The sequence below is a fragment of the Chryseobacterium sp. D764 genome (assembly GCF_019317325.1).
In the GTDB taxonomy this organism is placed as follows: Bacteria; Bacteroidota; Bacteroidia; order Flavobacteriales; family Weeksellaceae; genus Chryseobacterium.
Genome location: NZ_CP079219.1, coordinates 4,298,270 through 4,315,500, shown reverse-complemented (window position 1 = coordinate 4,315,500; position 17,231 = coordinate 4,298,270). Strand labels below are relative to the sequence as shown.

General features: G+C 36.9%; 16 protein-coding genes. 12 read left to right on the top strand and 4 right to left on the bottom strand.

Going from position 1 to position 17,231, the window contains the following annotated elements; translation table 11 throughout:
• Window positions 1-3 precede the first annotated feature (3 nt).
• Window positions 4-480, top strand: a complete 477-nt coding sequence (locus KYG33_RS19720) for a cupin domain-containing protein (RefSeq protein WP_219072278.1) — start codon at window positions 4-6, stop codon at window positions 478-480.
• A gap of 309 nt (window positions 481-789) precedes the next feature.
• On the opposite strand, the gene KYG33_RS19715 is transcribed toward KYG33_RS19720, so the two are convergent.
• Complete coding sequence (locus KYG33_RS19715) at window positions 790-1,251, bottom strand: thioredoxin family protein (protein WP_219072277.1); 462 nt, start codon at window positions 1,249-1,251, stop codon at window positions 790-792.
• Window positions 1,248-3,317: a TonB-dependent receptor plug domain-containing protein gene (locus tag KYG33_RS19710; protein ID WP_077414099.1), complete on the bottom strand. Its 2,070-nt coding sequence runs from the start codon at window positions 3,315-3,317 to the stop codon at window positions 1,248-1,250. Before KYG33_RS19710 ends, KYG33_RS19715 begins: the two co-directional genes overlap by 4 nt.
• Window positions 3,318-3,441: 124 nt before the next feature.
• On the opposite strand from KYG33_RS19710, the gene KYG33_RS19705 reads away from it, so the two are divergent.
• From KYG33_RS19705 to KYG33_RS19670, 8 genes are all read left to right on the top strand, one after another.
• On the top strand, window positions 3,442-4,593 hold the full coding sequence (locus KYG33_RS19705; RefSeq protein WP_077414097.1) for a homogentisate 1,2-dioxygenase: 1,152 nt from the start codon (window positions 3,442-3,444) through the stop codon (window positions 4,591-4,593).
• Between the two features lie 416 nt (window positions 4,594-5,009).
• On the top strand, window positions 5,010-6,521 hold the full coding sequence (locus tag KYG33_RS19700) for a succinate CoA transferase (RefSeq protein ID WP_077414095.1): 1,512 nt from the start codon (window positions 5,010-5,012) through the stop codon (window positions 6,519-6,521).
• A gap of 219 nt (window positions 6,522-6,740) precedes the next feature.
• Window positions 6,741-8,015: an acetyl-CoA hydrolase/transferase family protein gene (locus KYG33_RS19695; protein ID WP_047382678.1), complete on the top strand. Its 1,275-nt coding sequence runs from the start codon at window positions 6,741-6,743 to the stop codon at window positions 8,013-8,015.
• 140 nt (window positions 8,016-8,155) lie between these two features.
• Window positions 8,156-8,947: a hypothetical protein gene (locus tag KYG33_RS19690; protein ID WP_077414093.1), complete on the top strand. Its 792-nt coding sequence runs from the start codon at window positions 8,156-8,158 to the stop codon at window positions 8,945-8,947.
• 234 nt (window positions 8,948-9,181) lie between these two features.
• Entirely contained in the window at window positions 9,182-10,312 is a 1,131-nt protein-coding gene (gene hppD, locus KYG33_RS19685; RefSeq protein ID WP_077414091.1) for a 4-hydroxyphenylpyruvate dioxygenase, read from the top strand.
• A gap of 70 nt (window positions 10,313-10,382) precedes the next feature.
• Window positions 10,383-10,844 carry a hypothetical protein gene (locus KYG33_RS19680; RefSeq protein ID WP_077414259.1) on the top strand — a complete coding sequence of 154 codons (462 nt, stop codon included), beginning with the start codon at window positions 10,383-10,385 and terminating at the stop codon, window positions 10,842-10,844.
• Between the two features lie 52 nt (window positions 10,845-10,896).
• A complete protein-coding gene (fahA, locus tag KYG33_RS19675) occupies window positions 10,897-12,144 on the top strand; it encodes a fumarylacetoacetase (RefSeq protein ID WP_077414089.1) in 1,248 nt (415 codons plus the stop codon).
• 161 nt (window positions 12,145-12,305) lie between these two features.
• Window positions 12,306-13,130 (top strand): flavin reductase family protein, encoded by an 825-nt coding sequence (locus tag KYG33_RS19670; protein ID WP_077414087.1) that lies wholly within the window; start codon window positions 12,306-12,308, stop codon window positions 13,128-13,130.
• 189 nt (window positions 13,131-13,319) lie between these two features.
• Here the strand turns inward: KYG33_RS19670 and KYG33_RS19665 are convergent, their stop codons facing one another.
• Window positions 13,320-13,829, bottom strand: coding sequence for a hypothetical protein (locus tag KYG33_RS19665; protein ID WP_219072276.1), 510 nt, complete (start codon window positions 13,827-13,829; stop codon window positions 13,320-13,322).
• A 49-nt stretch (window positions 13,830-13,878) separates the two neighbouring features.
• Entirely contained in the window at window positions 13,879-14,721 is an 843-nt protein-coding gene (locus tag KYG33_RS19660; protein ID WP_219072275.1) for an alpha/beta hydrolase family protein, read from the bottom strand.
• Between the two features lie 61 nt (window positions 14,722-14,782).
• Between KYG33_RS19660 and KYG33_RS19655 the strand changes: the two genes are divergently transcribed.
• Genes KYG33_RS19655 through KYG33_RS19645 form a run of 3 tightly spaced genes read left to right on the top strand, consistent with a single transcriptional unit; the run spans window position 14,783 to window position 17,198 of the window.
• Window positions 14,783-16,039: a T9SS type A sorting domain-containing protein gene (locus tag KYG33_RS19655; RefSeq protein WP_219072274.1), complete on the top strand. Its 1,257-nt coding sequence runs from the start codon at window positions 14,783-14,785 to the stop codon at window positions 16,037-16,039.
• A gap of 15 nt (window positions 16,040-16,054) precedes the next feature.
• A complete protein-coding gene (locus KYG33_RS19650) occupies window positions 16,055-16,828 on the top strand; it encodes a HipA family kinase (protein ID WP_077414079.1) in 774 nt (257 codons plus the stop codon).
• Complete coding sequence (locus KYG33_RS19645; protein WP_077414077.1) at window positions 16,815-17,198, top strand: DUF3037 domain-containing protein; 384 nt, start codon at window positions 16,815-16,817, stop codon at window positions 17,196-17,198. The genes KYG33_RS19650 and KYG33_RS19645 overlap by 14 nt, the downstream gene beginning before the upstream one ends.
• Window positions 17,199-17,231 lie beyond the last annotated feature (33 nt).

Below are 17,231 nucleotides of genomic sequence, written 5' to 3'. Positions count from 1 at the left end.
TCTATGAACACAATACCAAGACGAATCGTAACAGGAATTAAAAACGGAAAATCTATTATTATAGAAGACCAGCAGGTAGAAAACGCAGTAGAACATTTTCCGGGATTGATCATTTCTGATGTATGGAATACTCAGAAAACACCGGCAAGCCTGGACTTTGAAAACAGAATTCCGAATACCGGATTTCCACAAACTCCCAAAAACGGTACTTACTTTCGATATGTAGTGATTCCTCCTGATAAAGATTTAGGGGTTGAATGGAAAAAGAATGAACCTCATCCGATGATGCACCAAACTCCCACATTGGATTATATCATTATCCTTTCCGGTGAACTCTACCTCATCATGGAAGAAGGTGAAACGCTTTTGAAACCGGGAGACATCGTCATTCAAAGAAGCACCAATCACGCGTGGAGCAACCGTTCTGATGAACCGTGTATTCAGCTCGCTGTGTTGATAGATGCGGAAGGGGAGAATTAAAAGATTTAATTATTTAAAAATTTAAAGATTGGGATAGTTCTCACGAATTTTAAAAGTTCAACAAGCTTAAAAATCTGTATAATCTGTGAGAAATAAACAGAAAATCTTTAAAGTTGGACAAACGCAAAGGCACAAAGAAAATAAATAATAACTGTTTTTAAGCGCAAGAAAATCAAAGATTTTCAACAAGGAATGATCTATAAAGTATTAGGAATATACAATTTATCGCAGATAAAATCCTTGCGCCTTAAAACATAAGAGAAGAAAAAAACTTTGCGCCTTTGCGTTTTCCAACAAGAATCCCCCAATTTACAAAGCAGAAATCTCCAACAGCTTCTGCTTCATTTTTTCAGGTGTCATCTGTCCTTCCTGATAATATACCAGATTCTGATGCTTATCCAGAAACACCCATAAAGGATAAACAGGCTGATTTTTATTCTTAGACAAAGCCAGCGCCAACTCATGAATTCCGGAGTTTCCATTCTGCAGATACTCAAACTCCTGATTCTGAAAATGAATTTTCTCCTTCGTCTTTTCTGCCTCGAAATTGACAAAATAAAAATGATCATTGATCATATTAACCAGTTCTTTATCTTTATTTAAACGATAAGATTCAATTTTACAGACGGCACACCAATCCGTATAAAGGTGAATGACAACCGGCTTTGGATTTTCCTTCTGCTGAATCTCAAGATCAGAAAAAGTGCCTGTCTTCATCTGAGACAGATAAAAACAGGGCACTAACATTAAAAATAAAGTTATTTTTTTCATTTTAAAGTATATTTTACTCCCAGAAAACCTCTGATACGCTGCATTGGAGCATAGCCGTATGCCGTGTCAAAAGTATAATGATTAGGATTGTTGATAGGATCATCAACATGTTTATCAAATGGATCAAAAGGTCTCATCAAAGGATCTTTAGGAGTAAAGTTGAATAAATTTTTAATTCCGCAGTATACTTCAAATCCTGATTTGAAACTCTTTGATACCTGAATATTGGCCAAAGAATAGAATGGTGAATATTCAGGGCGATAATCATTCTGCAGAACAGGAAGCCTCATCGGTCCGTAAAACTGTCCTGTAAAATCTATGGTCAGGTTACTTGGGAACTTATATGTCAGATTATATGTTCCACTCCACTTTGGAGCATGCAGCTGTTGTGTTTTTTGATTTTCATTATCAAATTTCTGGTACACATCAAGATAAGTTACTCCAAGATTGACACTTAGCGGAAACTGAAATGCAAAATCCACATTCAAAGAAGCTCCTCTTGAAATTCCGTATCCGTGAAGATTATCATAAATAATTTTATTAGGATCAGAATCAAAATCACCCACGATTTTATTGCTGAAATAAGTATAGAATGCAGAAGCATCAAGATTTACCATTCGGTTTCCTACAGGAATTTTCCATATATAATTCAGGTTTCCGTTCACCGATCTTTCCGGTTTAAGATCAGATTTTACCACCACTTCGCGGGAACCCGTCAATGCTGCATGATCTTCAGTAAATAAATTCACCACTCTGAAGCCCGTTCCAAAATTGAAACGCAGGGTATGATACGGATTGGGTGAAAACTTCCATGCTAATCTCGGTGAATGTACGGAATGATGCACTTTATCATAATCATATCGGTATCCCAGCAACAAGGTATTTTTATCATTAATTTCCCATTGATCCTGGACAAAAGCTCCCCAGATCGGAGATTTCATCGGCGCATTGGTGATTCCGTCTGAGGCTAATGTTCCCGGGGTATTGTCATCATAAAAAGTTCTTTTAAAAGTAAGTCCGGCCGTGATATCATGCTTTCCGAAGCTTCTGTCCCAATACGTCTGCACAAAAGCTACTTTTTGTGTGGCATTGAAAGGATTTGATCCGTAAAATGAGTTCTGGTCATGATAGTTGTAGGAAAACTGAGTTACAATATGCTCTTTCATAGGCCATTCATACAAACCGAAAATTTCCGCTCTATTGGTATAAATACTTTCTCCATATACCTGATCACTGCCACGGTAAGATTTATTCCATTGCATTTCTCCCCCGAAACGGTCTTCATACAGATATCTCATCGCAAAACTTGCCTGTCTGTTTTCCTTTCTTTTAAAATTCCATTTGTTGAAAACCGAAATCCTGCTCTGTAGAGTAGCGTCTGTGAAATTATCTTTATTCTGGTCTATTCTTTCCTGAAAACTGAAATAATTCAAACTTAATAATGAAGCGGCATTCTTTCCTACATTGAACTTAGTTGAAATATCCAGATTATTCTCACTCCAGGTACTCGTCATCATATCTACACTCAGCTTAGGAGCAGTCAAAGCATTTTTAGTAATAATATTAATTACTCCTCCCATCGCTTCTGAACCGTAAATGGATGATGCAGGACCTTTTACCACCTCTATTCTATCCACCAGACTATTCGGGATTCCACTCAAGCCATATACCGTAGAAAGTGAGCTTACAATAGGCATCCCGTCAATCAGAATCATCGTGTAAGGTCCTTCCAGTCCGTTGATATGGATATCTCCTGTATTACACACAGAACAATTCAGCTGAGGTTTTACTCCATTTACCATAGCAATGGCTTCAAAAATACTGGGAGTCGGATTTTTCTGAAAGAACTTCTGGCTGTAGATTTCTACTGCCACAGGACTTTTTGATCTGCTCATCGGTTTTATGGTTCCGGTAACCACTACATCTTCGATGTTACTTGTTTTGATTTCCCTCTTCATAACTTTTGCAGAATCCAGATTTTTATTGGGCTGCAAACTTAAGCTGTCTGTCTCCTGCGCAAAACAATAGGTTGATAAAAAAGTGATAGAAAATAATATTCGCTTCATGAAATTAAAATTGTTAGACAAATCTAACAATTATTTTTTAAATACAAAACTCTTGAAGAAAAATAATAGGTTGAGACAATTCATGAAAAATGATTAAATTTGAGAAACTACATAAGAAAGTAAAATGAGATATCATCTAGCGGGAAATATCCCACCAAAAAGACATACGATCTTTAAGTCACCGGAAGATAAATTTTACTATGAACAGCTCTTTGGTACAGAAGGCTTTCATGGTATTTCTTCTCTGTTATATCATATCCACCGTCCTACACAGATCAAATCTATCGGTGAGCCGAAAGATGTCACTCCAAAAATTGCCGTGGAAAAAAACATCGCTCCGAGAATGTTTAAGGGAATGAATGTCACTCCTGAAGACGATTTTATGGACAGCCGAAAAATCCTTTTAATGAACAATGATCTGAAGATGGGATTGGCTAAGCCAAGAAAATCGATGGATTATTTCTACAAAAATGCGGAATGTGATGAACTTTTATATGTTCATCAGGGAACCGGAATTTTAAAAACTTTTGTGGGAGATCTTGAATTCGTTACCGGAGATTATCTTATTATTCCGAGAGGAACGATCTATCAGGTAGAGCTGAAGTCTGATGATACTGTATTTTTTGTATTGGAGAGCCACTCTCCTATTTATACTCCGAAAAGATACAGAAATGAATTCGGACAGCTTTTGGAACATTCTCCATTCTGCGAAAGAGATATGATTGCTCCTGCTTTCAAAGAACCTATTGACGAGAAAGGAGAATTCCTGATTAAAGTAAAAAAAGAAAACCAGATTACAGATTTCATCTACGCAACACACCCGTTTGATGTAGTAGGCTGGGACGGATATTTTTATCCTTATAAATTCAATATTAAAAACTTCGAGCCTATTACCGGAAGAATTCACCAACCGCCACCGGTTCACCAGAATTTTGAGGGACACAATTTCGTAGTGTGTTCATTCTGTGCAAGAATGTATGATTACCATCCACAGGCTATTCCGGCACCTTACAATCATTCCAATATTGATTCTGATGAGGTATTGTTCTATACAGAAGGTGACTTTATGAGCCGTAATCATATTGATCTGATGGACTTTACCCTTCACCCGGGAGGAATTGTACACGGACCTCACCCAGGTGCGATGGAAAGAAGTATCGGTAAAAAATTCACAGAGGAATATGCGGTAATGGTAGATCCGTTCCGTCCTTTAAAAATTACCGAAGAAGCTTTAAAAGTAGAAGATCCTTCTTATAAAACTTCATGGTTAGAATAAAACAATAAAAATTATAACAGCTTTAAATTTTACTATCAACCACAAAATCTAAACACTAAAGGTTATAAGTGAATCTTTAGTGTTTATAAAGAACACTAAAGTTTTGAAAATCGAAGATTTTCTTCTGATGTATACTTTATGTAACATTCTTATTACCTTTATCAGTGATCTAAAATACTCAAAAATAAACTTTTGTGACTTTTGTGGTTAAAAATTCTAATAGATTTATTCAACAGTAAAAAAGTCTATCAGGTTCATATCAAAAAGTATTACTGAATACATACAAAAGACGCTTTAAATCCTTTATTTAAAGCGTCTTTTTTCGTAAATTTGTGAGGTATGGTTAACATATTAGCCATCATTATTTTTCATGACGCATCCTAAGTAATGGTGGTTTAAAACAAAATCAATATTACATGTTAGAAAGAATCAGATTAGAAAGTCTACACCAAAAAGTAACCACGGCAGAAAATGCTGTAAAAATTATTAAAGACGGCATGACCATTGGGTCCAGCGGCTTTACAAAAGCAGGTGACAGCAAAGCAATTTTGCCTGCACTGGCAGAACGAGGAAAAACAGAAGACTTTAAAGTCACTTTGATGACCGGAGCTTCACTAGGCCACGGTACTGACGGAAAACTGGCAGAAGCCAATGTGCTAAAGAAAAGAATGCCTTTCCAGGTAGATCCTGTCTTAAGAAACAAAATAAACAACGGTGAAATTCTCTTCATCGATCAGCATTTGAGTGAAAGTGCTGAACTTCTTCACACCAAAAATCTTCAGAGCATAGATGTAGCCATTATTGAAGCGGCTTATATAGAAAGAGACGGAAGTATTGTTCCTACAACTTCTGTAGGTAATTCCGTGACTTTTGCTGCTTTGGCTAAAAAAGTCATCATTGAAATCAATACGGAAGTTCCGGAAGAAGTTTATGGAATTCATGACATCTACCAGGCAGAAGATTATCCTTACAGAAATGTTATTCCTATTGTCGCTCCATGGAACAAAATCGGGAGAAAAAGTATTCCTGTTGATCCTGAAAAAATTGAAGCCATTGTGTTTACCAATCGTAAAGACAGTCCGGCAGATATTGCGGAGCCGGATGAAAAGACAACAGCTATCGCCAAACATCTTCTTGCTTTTTTTGAAAATGAAGTTCTTTTGGGACGCCTTACAGACAGATTACTTCCTCTTCAGGCAGGTATCGGTAAAGTAGCGAATGCCGTTCTTACAGGATTCAAAGACAGTAATTTTTATGACCTGACCATGTTTTCCGAAGTGCTTCAGGACAGTACATTTGATCTGATAGATTCCGGGAAATTGAGTTTTGCTTCAGCATCATCCATTACTGTTTCTCAGGAATGCTATGAAAGAGTGTTAGGAAACCTGTCAAAATATAAAGACAAATTCGTTTTAAGACCTCAGAATATTTCCAATACTCCCGGACTGATCAGAAGATTGGGAGTAATTGCTATCAACACTGCTATTGAGTTTGATATCTATGGAAACGTAAACTCTACCCATATCGGAGGAACAAAAATTATGAATGGAATCGGAGGTTCCGGAGACTTTGCAAGAAATGCCTATTTAAGTATTTTCGTGACTCAGGCTGCTTCAAAAGGCAATAATATTTCTCACGTTCTTCCGATGGTCTCTCATACGGACCATACAGAACATGATGTAGATATTCTGGTAACAGATGTGGGATTAGCTGACTTAAGAGGATTAGCACCGAGAGAAAGAGCACAGAAAATCATAGACAATTGTGTTCATCCGGAATATAAAGAAGAACTGCAATCCTATTTCGACAGAGCATGTGAAAGAGGCGGACACACCCCTCATTTGTTGGAAGAATCATTCAGTTGGCATCTGCGATTCTCTGAAACCGGAAGTATGAAACAGAAAACAGCTGTTGAAACTGCCAATTAAGATTTTAAACAAAATAATAAATGATATAAAAGGACTGAATGCCAATGCATTTGGTCCTTTATCTTTTAAATTGTATCTGGTTTATTTATATGACAAAAGTCTGTGCAATATCCTTAAACTATTTATATGAATATAAAATTATAAAGGTTATCTTTGAAAGAATAGAAGTATTTTATGTAATAAATAATGCTCTCAACCTCCTTTGAAAAAAGATTAAATATGAATAATTACATCAGTGCAGAAGAAGCAATATATACGATAAAAAGTGGAAACCGGGTATTTTTTCACGGCAGTGCATGTACTCCCAATTACCTGATTGATGAGCTGGCAAGACAGGCTGGCCGGCTACAAAATGTAGAAATGGTCTCCATTACCCAGCAAGGAAATGTGGAAATTGCAAAACCGGAATACAAAGACAGTTTTTTCATCAATTCGTTATTTGTTTCCACTCCTGTGCGTGATGCCGTAAATTCTGACAGAGGAGACTTTGTGCCTGTCTTTCTAAGTGAAATTCCTATTTTATTCAGAAAAAATATTCTGCCTCTTGATGTAGCCATTGTTACGGTTTCTCCTCCGGACAGACATGGTTTCTGTACGCTGGGAACTTCTGTAGATATTGCAAGAGCGGCTGTAGATACCGCAAAAATCATTGTTGCTATTGTCAATCCCAGGATGCCAAGAACCCACGGAGACGGGATGATCCACATCAGCAGAATTCATAAACTGGTTTGGCATGAAGAGGAACTTCCAACCGTAGATTATGGTTCAAAAGTAGGTCCTGAAGAAATGCTTGTCGGAAAAAATGTGGCTGAACTCATTGAAGACAGATCTACCCTTCAGATGGGTATAGGAACCATTCCTGATGCTGTTTTGAAATGCCTTACCAACCATAAAGATCTGGGAATTCATACCGAAATGCTGAGTGATGGTGTTATTGACTTGATTCAGGATGATGTGATCAACAATAAATATAAAGGATACAACGATAATAAAACCATTACAAGCTTTTGCTTCGGAACCAGAAAACTGTATGATTATGTAGATGACAATACTGTATTTGCTTTCAGAGATGTAAGCGAAGTAAACTTTCCGATCAATATCATGAGAAACAAAAAAATGGTTGCCATCAATTCCGCCATTGAAATAGATCTGACGGGACAGGTATGCGCCGATTCTATCGGAACAATGCAATACAGTGGAATTGGAGGACAAATGGACTTTATGCGCGGTGCCGCATTAAGTGATGACGGAAAACCTATCATAGCCATTACCGCTAGAACGAAAAAAGGAATTTCCAGAATCGTTCCTTTTCTTAAACAAGGAGCTGGTGTAGTAACCACAAGAGGACATATCCATTACGTTGTTACTGAATACGGAACGGCTTACCTGTATGGGAAAAACCTTCGCCAGAGAGCACAGGAACTCATCAGCATTGCCCATCCGGACGATAGAGAAATGCTGGAGAGAGCAGCCTTTGATAGATTTAAACACTGATAATCAAATAAAAAGGATTTCCAAATTGTTTTTTTTATTTAAAATCTCAAAACATATTTTGAAACCACATCTGCAGAATCATAAAAAAGCGCTAATCTTTTGGCAGTATTTTTGATAAAACTCACTCAAAAACAAGGAAATTGAAAACTATATATAATTCGATACGAGAAGAAGTTGTAAAGCATTCTAAAGTAAGGAATTCTGTTTTGGGGAATGTGAATGAATGGAAGAGAAGCCATTATATTATTCTTTCCGAAATTATTAAAGATGAACTCTCTGAGGCTGAAGAACTGAAGGGGGGAAAAAAATTTGAAATTGGAAATACCATTTCACATGTTACCCTTCAGCGTTTTTTTGAAAATGATTACCAGGATAAAACCCATAATGATCTCAGGTTTCTTAAAACATTAGATAAAATCTGTATTTTCTTAGGCTACAAAGACCTTAATGATTATATACTATCTGTAAGACATAAGAAACAGGATCATGAGGAATCTGATAACCGGTCAAATCTTACGCAGATGGTTTATGATTACTGTGCTGCTGCTTTTGAATTTTACAAGCTGTTTCCCATTCACAATACTGAACTGTTAAAAGATCTGGTATTTGATGATTCCCCGTTTCTGGAAAGAGCGTCACAATTCAGTAAAGAACTGTGTGATAAGGATTTTCATCTGGTTACTAAAAACAACCGGTCCAATTATGAAGTTTTTGATATTCACATCGTTACAGATGAGCCGGACAAAAAAATACTGGAGTCTCAGGAATTCTGGAACCTTCTTTTCAAAGTGGGAGAAACGGGAGAAGAGCATTTTGTCAACCAGCTTAGTACCCAGATCTACTTCATCCGGAAGATAAATAATACCTGGAAGATATGGGATAATTATAATCCTGATGCCGGAATGCTAAACAGAAAGATTGAAACAATATAAAAAGAAAGCCGTAGAGAATCTCTACGGCTTTCATGTTTCGAAATATTTTTTTCACTTGTCTTTTGTATTACAAATGTAAGTAGCCGATTTCAAACGTAAGAAACTTAAATATACTTAAGTAAACTCTTCTTTAACTTTATGTTAAATATATTCAATGAATCCAAGGGAATATTTTCGCAATGTCTAAGTTTTTTGTAATTTGCATACCAATAAAATAAAAGTAAAAGAGAAAATATGTCAACACTTACATTTGCCGAGAAAATAGCTCAAGCAGAAAATTTCTTACCGATCAACGGTACAGATTACATTGAGTTTTATGTAGGAAATGCAAAACAGGCTGCCCATTATTACAAAACCGCTTTCGGTTTTCAGTCTGTAGCTTATGCGGGTCCTGAAACAGGAGTAAGAGACCGTGCATCTTATGTGCTTCAACAAGGAAAAATCAGATTGGTACTAACAACAGGACTTAAGTCTGACTCTCTTATCAGCGAACACGTAAAAAAACATGGTGACGGAGTAAAAATTTTGGCACTTTGGGTAGACGACGCTTATGCAGCTTTCGAAGAAACAACTAAAAGAGGTGGTAAACCTTATTTAGAGCCTGTAACTTTAACTGATGAGCATGGTGAGGTAAGAATGTCCGGTATCTACACGTATGGAGAAACCGTTCACATGTTTGTAGAAAGAAAAAATTACAACGGAGCTTTCATGCCTGGATATGAAAAGTGGGAAAGTAACTATAAGCCTGAAGAAGCAGGTTTATTGTATGTAGACCACTGCGTAGGAAATGTTGACTGGAACAGAATGATCCCAACAGTAGAATGGTATGAAAAGGTAATGGGATTTGTAAACATTCTTTCTTTTGACGACAAGCAGATCAATACAGAATATTCTGCATTGATGTCTAAAGTAATGTCCAACGGAAATGGATTTGCAAAATTCCCTATCAACGAACCTGCAGAGGGTAAAAAGAAATCTCAGGTAGAAGAATATCTTGATTTCTACGAAGGAGAAGGCGTACAGCACATCGCGGTTGCTACGAAAGATATCATCCATACCGTAACTGAATTGAAAAAACGTGGTGTAGAGTTTCTTTCTGCTCCACCGGAAGCTTATTACGATATGGTTCCTGAAAGAGTAGGTCATATTGATGAAGATCTTAAAAAACTTCAGGATTTAGGTATACTTATTGATCATGATGAAGAAGGGTACTTATTGCAGATCTTTACCAAGCCTGTAGAAGACCGTCCTACTCTATTCTTCGAAATTATTGAAAGACACGGTGCACAGAGTTTTGGTGCCGGAAATTTCAAAGCTTTATTCGAAGCATTAGAAAGAGAGCAGGAAAGAAGAGGTAATCTTTAATTTTACATTAAAAATATAGGTTTTGTCAGGATTCAGTATTCTGGCAAAACTTTTTTATAAAACACAGTATATGAGAAAACTTTTAATCGGGATTTCCCTTTTAGGAACTTTAGGGCTTAAAGCACAATACGGTTCTTTGAATGAAATCCTTAACCGACTTGAACAAAGAAAAGGCATCAATCAGCATCTTGAAAATGTAAATATTGATAACAAAAAATTCGTTTTTATTAAAGATGAGGCTGATCATACGGAACGGGACTTTATTATTATCAAAGGGAACAATGCCACTTATGTAGAAGTTTTCGATGATAAAGCTACAGGAGAAAGCAGTTCTAATGTTTTCACCGGCGATATCATCAGGAAAAAAAATATTATTTCTTTAAGAGCAGATATGCTTGAAAATAAAAAAATCCCAATGCCTGTTACGAAAACGTTATTGTTGACTCAGCAGGATAATATTCTATATCTCATCGATGTCAATACCAGAGACAGGTGGATAGATGAAGCATCTTACTCAAAAAAGGCAAAATAAATATTCTTTGGAAACACTCAGCAATATTTTAATCTAACTAAAATCTAAACTTATGAAATCATTTGTAGACTATTCCTCAAACTCGGATTTTTCTATACACAATATTCCTTTCGGAGTCGCAGTTTTTAACAAAGAATATATCGGATGCTGTACAAGAATCGGAGATCAGGTAATTGATCTTGCTACCTTGTATGATCTTGGTTATTTTGAAGATATTGAAGGATTAGACGACAATGTTTTTGAAGCTTACACCATCAACGAATTTATCGAACTGGGTAAACCAATTACCAATGCTGTTCGTACCAAAATTCAAACATTATTACAGGAAGGATCAACATTATCAAAAGATCAGAAAACAATAGAAGAAGCTTTCTACGACCTTGATAAAGTAAAAATGATGATGCCTGTTCACATCCCGAACTACACGGATTTTTACAGCAGTATCGAACATGCTACCAACGTAGGAAAAATGTTCCGTGATCCGGCAAACGCTTTATTACCTAACTGGAAACATTTACCAGTAGGTTATCATGGAAGAGCATCTTCAATTGTAGTATCCGGAACAGAAATCAACCGTCCAAAAGGACAAATGAAACCTGCTGATGCAGATACCCCTGTTTTCGGACCATGTAAACAATTGGATTTTGAATTGGAAATGGCTTTCATCATCAATAAAAATACAGAGATGGGAGAAAGTATTTCAACGAAAGAAGCAGAAGATGCCATCTTCGGAATGGTTGTTTTCAACGACTGGTCTGCAAGAGATATTCAATCTTGGGAATATGTTCCTCTAGGGCCATTCCTTGCGAAAAACTTTGGTTCTTCTATTTCTCCATGGGTAGTTACTCTTGAAGCTTTGGAGCCATTCAGAACAGCTTCTCCAGTACAGGATCCTGAAGTTTTAGAATATTTAAAATTTGAAGGAGATCAAAACTATGACATCAACCTTGAAGTCTATATTCAACCAGAAAACGGAGAACAAAACCTGATCTCCGAAAGCAACTATAAACACATGTACTGGAATATGAACCAGCAGCTGGCCCATCACACAGTAAACGGATGTAATGTAGAAGTGGGAGATCTATATGCCAGCGGTACCATTTCAGGAAGCGATCCAAAATCATTCGGTTCTATGCTTGAATTGACCTGGAGAGGACAAAATCCTTTATCATTAAGCAATGGTGAAGAAAGAAAATTCATTGAAGATAATGATACCGTTACAATGAAGGCTTGGGCTGAAAAAGATGGTGTGAGAGTAGGTTTCGGGGAAGTTTCCGGCAAAATTATTCCTACACGTTAATATAAAAATTAATCATTAAATGCTTCGACTTCGCTCAGCATGACATCGCTAGAAATATGCTGTAAAACAGTTAGTATTAGAAATATCATGCTGAGCAGAGTCGAAGCATCTTTTTAATATCATTTGAATACTTAATTTAACTTAAGTGTTACAACAAAAATATGAAAACAGTAATCCCTTCCGAGATAACTTCCGTACAATTACAGACCATCATGCAGACGGCTGTTTCACCGCGCCCGATTGCTTTGGCATCTACTGTGGATAAAGATGGTACCATCAATTTATCTCCGTTCAGTTTTTTTAATATGTTCAGCACAGTTCCTCCGATTTTGATTTTTTCACCATCGAGAAGAGTTCGTGATAATACAACCAAACATACGCTGGAAAATGTTCTTGAAGTACCGGAAGTAGTCATTGGAACAGTGAATTTTCCTATTGTACAGCAGATCTCATTAGCTTCTACAGAGTATGAAACCGGAGTCAATGAGTTTATAAAATCCGGACTTACCATGAAAGAGGCTGATCTTGTACAGCCTAAACTGATTGAAGAATGCCCTGTCAACTTTGAATGTAAAGTTTTAGAGGTAAAGCCATTGGGAGATCAGGGCGGTGCCGGGAATCTTGTGATCTGTGAAGTTCAGAAAATTCACATCAGAGAAGAATACCTGAATGAAACCGGAAATCTGGATCAGAAAAAACTGGATATGGTAGCCCGTTTAGGCAGTAACTGGTATTCCAGAAGTAATGAGAACAGCCTTTTTGAAGTTCCAAAACCTTTGGTAACAAAAGGAATCGGCTTTGATCTGTTGCCTGATTCTATTAAGTACAGTAAAGTATTTACTGGGAATGACCTTGGAATGCTTGCCAATACAGAAGTATTACCTGCAGGTGACTTCCATGCGGATGAGCATATTCACCTTAATGCCCAGAAACTGCTTCTGGAAAGTAAAATTGAAGAAGCATGGACCATTTTGACCATTAAATAAAAGAAAAAAGCCTGAAATTTCAGGCTTTTTTTATTTAAAGAGGAAGTTAGAATCCGGAGGTTCATAAGGTTATGAATAACTTTTACTCAGTTAATAACCTTTTGGAAAATAGTTCTATTTTGATTTCAATAGATATCGAATGCCATTAGCAACTCCCAGCTTCTATCTTCCCACTTCCCTTCTTATATTTTATTTTGTTTTCAATGTTTCGGAAATCGTTATTTTCCCTTTTTCAGCAAAGTCTGTTACCTTTCCGTTTTTATCAATAGAAATATTCAGATTATCATTCTTGGCATCATAGTAAATATGTGTTGCATATGCCGGACAGTCGTGCTGCTTACATCCTGACAGTTTATAAATTCCGTTTTCTGATGTAATAGGACTTTCTACATTAAAATTCTTCACCATCTCATCATATTGAGTTCCTGCAAGTTTTTTCAGTCTTTCAGTGATGCTTTTATCTTCAAACAACTTGATATCATGAGGATATTTACCCACATTTTTAGTGATACTATTGTCGTCCGGAGCCGGAGCAGAAGGAGGTGGTGATGCTACAGAATCATTTTTTGTAATGACAGAATCTTTAGACATTACTGTAGCCAAAGTATCTGTGCTTGCTGAAGATTCTGTCTTTGCTTCTTTTTTACACGAAATAACACATAATGAGAGCGCGAATGCGCCTGCAATAACTTTTTTCATAATTATACTGATATGGTGGTTAATTTATAATAACGTAGTTTTAACCGTTTTATTTCAATTTTTCTTTGATAAAATCAATACATTTTTCGGTTACAGTATTCAGATCTTTGGGTAAATCTGTTTCTGTCCAGGGCTCTTTTGCTCCGAAAGTATGATTAGCATTTTCAATCAGGAAAAGTTCAGAATTCGGATGAAGAATATGAAGATGCTCTGCTTGTTTTACCTCTACAGCTTCATCACCCGTTCCATGAATAATCAGCATATGAGCTTTTGCCATCTCCGTTGCCCGTTCTACATCAAAACGGTGAACATTCTGCTCATAGTTCTCATAAAACTGATAATAGTGGGGCATTTCCTGCTTGGTACGCCCGTTCAGAGCATAATAAACTCCGTCCTTCTTCCAGTTTTCAAAAGCTTCTCCTGTGGGAAAGCGGTCTAAAGTATCCACACTGGCCAGAGTAATCAGACCATTGATTCTTTCATCTTCAAAAGTTTTAATGATAGAAATTCCTCCTCCCCTGCTGTGACCTATCAGAATGATCTTTTCTTCATCCACACGAGGATATTTACTAAAGTGATCAATCACCACTCCAAGGTCAGAAAGCTCTTTAGAATAATTATTATGGCCAAAAGCTTCAAGATCTCCAAAGTTATGCGGATCATCCGGTGTAGTTCCGTTATGGGAAAAATTAAACTTCACGAAGAAAAAACCTGCTTCAGCAAACTTTTCCGCCATAAGATTCCACGATCCCCAATCTTTATAACCTTTATATCCATGAACAAACAGTATCAACGGAAGCTTTTTTCCAATGTCTTTATAAAAAATATCAGCAAGAAAACCTTTTGTTTCTTTATTTTCTAAATATATATTCTTTTCACTAATCAAATTCATAAAATAAATGGGGTTTATTTAATATTATTTATATTTATGGGATTAATTTAAATTGAAATTTATGAAAAAAACTCTACTTCTTTTACTTTTAATTACTTTTTCTTTTATCCTCAGCCAGACAACCAAAAGGGTGTTCTTTATCGGAAACAGTTATACTTACGTTAATGATTTGCCTAACCTCATCCAAAGTATTGCTGCTTCTAACGGCGATGTACTGGAGCATCACAGCCATACACCTGGCGGGTCAACGCTGCAGGATCATTCCAACAATCCGGATGTGATTTCAACCATCAACCAGGGAAACTGGGATTATGTCGTATTACAGGAACAGAGCCAGCTTCCGTCATTTCCGGATTCTCAGGTTCAAAATCAGGTATATCCTTATGCTCTTCAGCTTTCCAATTTGATTAAAACATCAAATCCCTGTGGAAATGTAATCTTCTATATGACCTGGGGCCGTAAAAACGGTGATGCTGCGAATTGTCCGGGACTTCCCGCTGTCTGTACCTATCAGGGAATGGATACTCAGATTTATAACCGCTATATGGAAATGGCAACAACCAACGAAGGTATTGTTTCCCCTGTAGGTAAAGTGTGGAGAGCAATCAGGGAGCAAAACCCAGCTATTGAATTGTATGATCAGGATGAATCACATCCGAGTTATATTGGGTCTATGGCTGCTGCGTATACATTTTACACTATTTTATTCAAGAAAGATCCTGCACAGATCCCTTTTAATGGAAATCTTAGTCCGGCACAGGCACAGCTAATCAAGGATATCGTTAAAACAGAGGTTTACAATCAGCCTGTAAAATGGTTTGTAACGAATAATGATGTTCACAGCAGATTCACCTATCAGCTTACCGGAGCAGGAACGGTTCAGTTTACCAATACAACACAGAATGCAGCTGCCTATTCATGGGATTTTGGTGACGGTACAACCTCAACTCTAGAAAATCCGGTACATACCTACCCTGCAGGAGGAACTTATACCGTAAAGCTGACAACAGCTGCCTGCGGAGCCACTACCACCAAAACAAAACTGATTGTGGTAAGTACCTTAAATACAGCAGAAACAGCTATTCAGGATCCTGTTCAGATTTATCCTAACCCTACTCAACATCATATTACCATTACTTCTAAAAAGAGAATTGAAATACTTTCACTTACCGATGCTTCCGGAAGAATTGTTCATTGTCATTTGAGTAAAACAGATTCAGGATATATTCTGCCACTTCAGCATTTGAGCAGTGGAGTTTATTTTTTACAGTATAAAGCTGATGAAAAGGAATTCACTAAAAAGATTATAAAAAAATAAGCTTATTTTTGCTTCATGCAGAATTTAAGAACTGTAACCGTGACGCGTTACATTCTGCCATTGAGAGAAGGAGGATCTCTTCCTGCTCTGGCAGAAGCTGATGATGATTTCAAATATGTATTAAAATTCCGTGGTGCAGGCCATGGGGTAAAAATGCTTATCTCTGAACTTTTGGGTGGAAAGATTACCGAAGCATTGGGACTAAAAATTCCTGAACTGGTTTTTATCAATGTTGATGCCGATTTCGGAAGAACGGAAGCCGATGAGGAAATACAGGATCTCCTAAAATTTTCTGAAGGTCTGAACCTTGGTCTGCACTATCTTTCCGGTTCTATCACTTATGATCCGGGAGTAAGTGTTGATCCCCTTCTGGCTTCAAAAATAGTATGGCTTGATGCCTTTATTACTAACATTGACCGTACTTTTAGGAATACAAATATGCTGATGTGGAATAAAGAGCTTTGGATCATCGATAATGGTGCTTCATTCTACTTCCACCATTCATGGCAGAATTTTGATACAGCAGCAAAAACGCCTTTCAAATATGTGAAAGACCATGTACTTCTTCCTAAGGCAAAAATGCTTGATGAAGCAGATCAATTTGCCCATGAAGTACTGAATGATATACTTTTCAGGGAGATTGTCAATACAATTCCTGAGGACTGGCTGCACTGGAATGATGCTGATGAAACGCCTGAAGAAATTCGTGAGATCTATTTTCAGTTTCTGAAAACCAGATTAGAAAATTCTCAAATCTTTATAAACGAAGCTAAAAATGCAAGAGGATAAAATATATGAATATGCGGTAATACGCTTGGTACCTAAAGTTGAAAGAGAAGAATTTTTCAATATCGGACTGGTTATGTTTTCCAAAAGGGAAAAATTCATCAGGGTAGAATTCTATTTATGTCCTGATAAATTTAAACTCATGCACAGTAAACTGGACTATGAAGATATTATCCAGAATCTTGAAAGTTTTCAGAAAATTGCCAATGGTGATAAAGACGGCGGTCCTATTGCACTGCTTGATATTCCTGAGCGTTTCCGCTGGCTGACAGCTGTAAGAAGTGCTGTGGTACAGACTTCCCGACCTCATCCGGGAAAATCCAAAGATCTAAACAGTACTTTTGGTAAACTTTTTGAGGAGTTAGTAAAATAACACATCCTTAAAAATTTATTATGAATTTATCGA

Excerpts from the sequence above, each read along its gene's own strand:
- KYG33_RS19720 (WP_219072278.1), top strand. The coding sequence starts at position 4 with ATGAACACAATACCAAGACGAATCGTAACAGGAATTAAAAACGGAAAA.
- KYG33_RS19715 (WP_219072277.1), bottom strand. The coding sequence starts at position 1,251 with ATGAAAAAAATAACTTTATTTTTAATGTTAGTGCCCTGTTTTTATCTG.
- KYG33_RS19710 (WP_077414099.1), bottom strand. The coding sequence starts at position 3,317 with ATGAAGCGAATATTATTTTCTATCACTTTTTTATCAACCTATTGTTTT.
- KYG33_RS19705 (WP_077414097.1), top strand. The coding sequence starts at position 3,442 with ATGAGATATCATCTAGCGGGAAATATCCCACCAAAAAGACATACGATC.
- KYG33_RS19700 (WP_077414095.1), top strand. The coding sequence starts at position 5,010 with ATGTTAGAAAGAATCAGATTAGAAAGTCTACACCAAAAAGTAACCACG.
- KYG33_RS19695 (WP_047382678.1), top strand. The coding sequence starts at position 6,741 with ATGAATAATTACATCAGTGCAGAAGAAGCAATATATACGATAAAAAGT.
- hppD (WP_077414091.1), top strand. The coding sequence starts at position 9,182 with ATGTCAACACTTACATTTGCCGAGAAAATAGCTCAAGCAGAAAATTTC.
- KYG33_RS19680 (WP_077414259.1), top strand. The coding sequence starts at position 10,383 with ATGAGAAAACTTTTAATCGGGATTTCCCTTTTAGGAACTTTAGGGCTT.
- fahA (WP_077414089.1), top strand. The coding sequence starts at position 10,897 with ATGAAATCATTTGTAGACTATTCCTCAAACTCGGATTTTTCTATACAC.
- KYG33_RS19670 (WP_077414087.1), top strand. The coding sequence starts at position 12,306 with ATGAAAACAGTAATCCCTTCCGAGATAACTTCCGTACAATTACAGACC.
- KYG33_RS19665 (WP_219072276.1), bottom strand. The coding sequence starts at position 13,829 with ATGAAAAAAGTTATTGCAGGCGCATTCGCGCTCTCATTATGTGTTATT.
- KYG33_RS19660 (WP_219072275.1), bottom strand. The coding sequence starts at position 14,721 with ATGAATTTGATTAGTGAAAAGAATATATATTTAGAAAATAAAGAAACA.
- KYG33_RS19655 (WP_219072274.1), top strand. The coding sequence starts at position 14,783 with ATGAAAAAAACTCTACTTCTTTTACTTTTAATTACTTTTTCTTTTATC.
- KYG33_RS19650 (WP_077414079.1), top strand. The coding sequence starts at position 16,055 with ATGCAGAATTTAAGAACTGTAACCGTGACGCGTTACATTCTGCCATTG.
- KYG33_RS19645 (WP_077414077.1), top strand. The coding sequence starts at position 16,815 with ATGCAAGAGGATAAAATATATGAATATGCGGTAATACGCTTGGTACCT.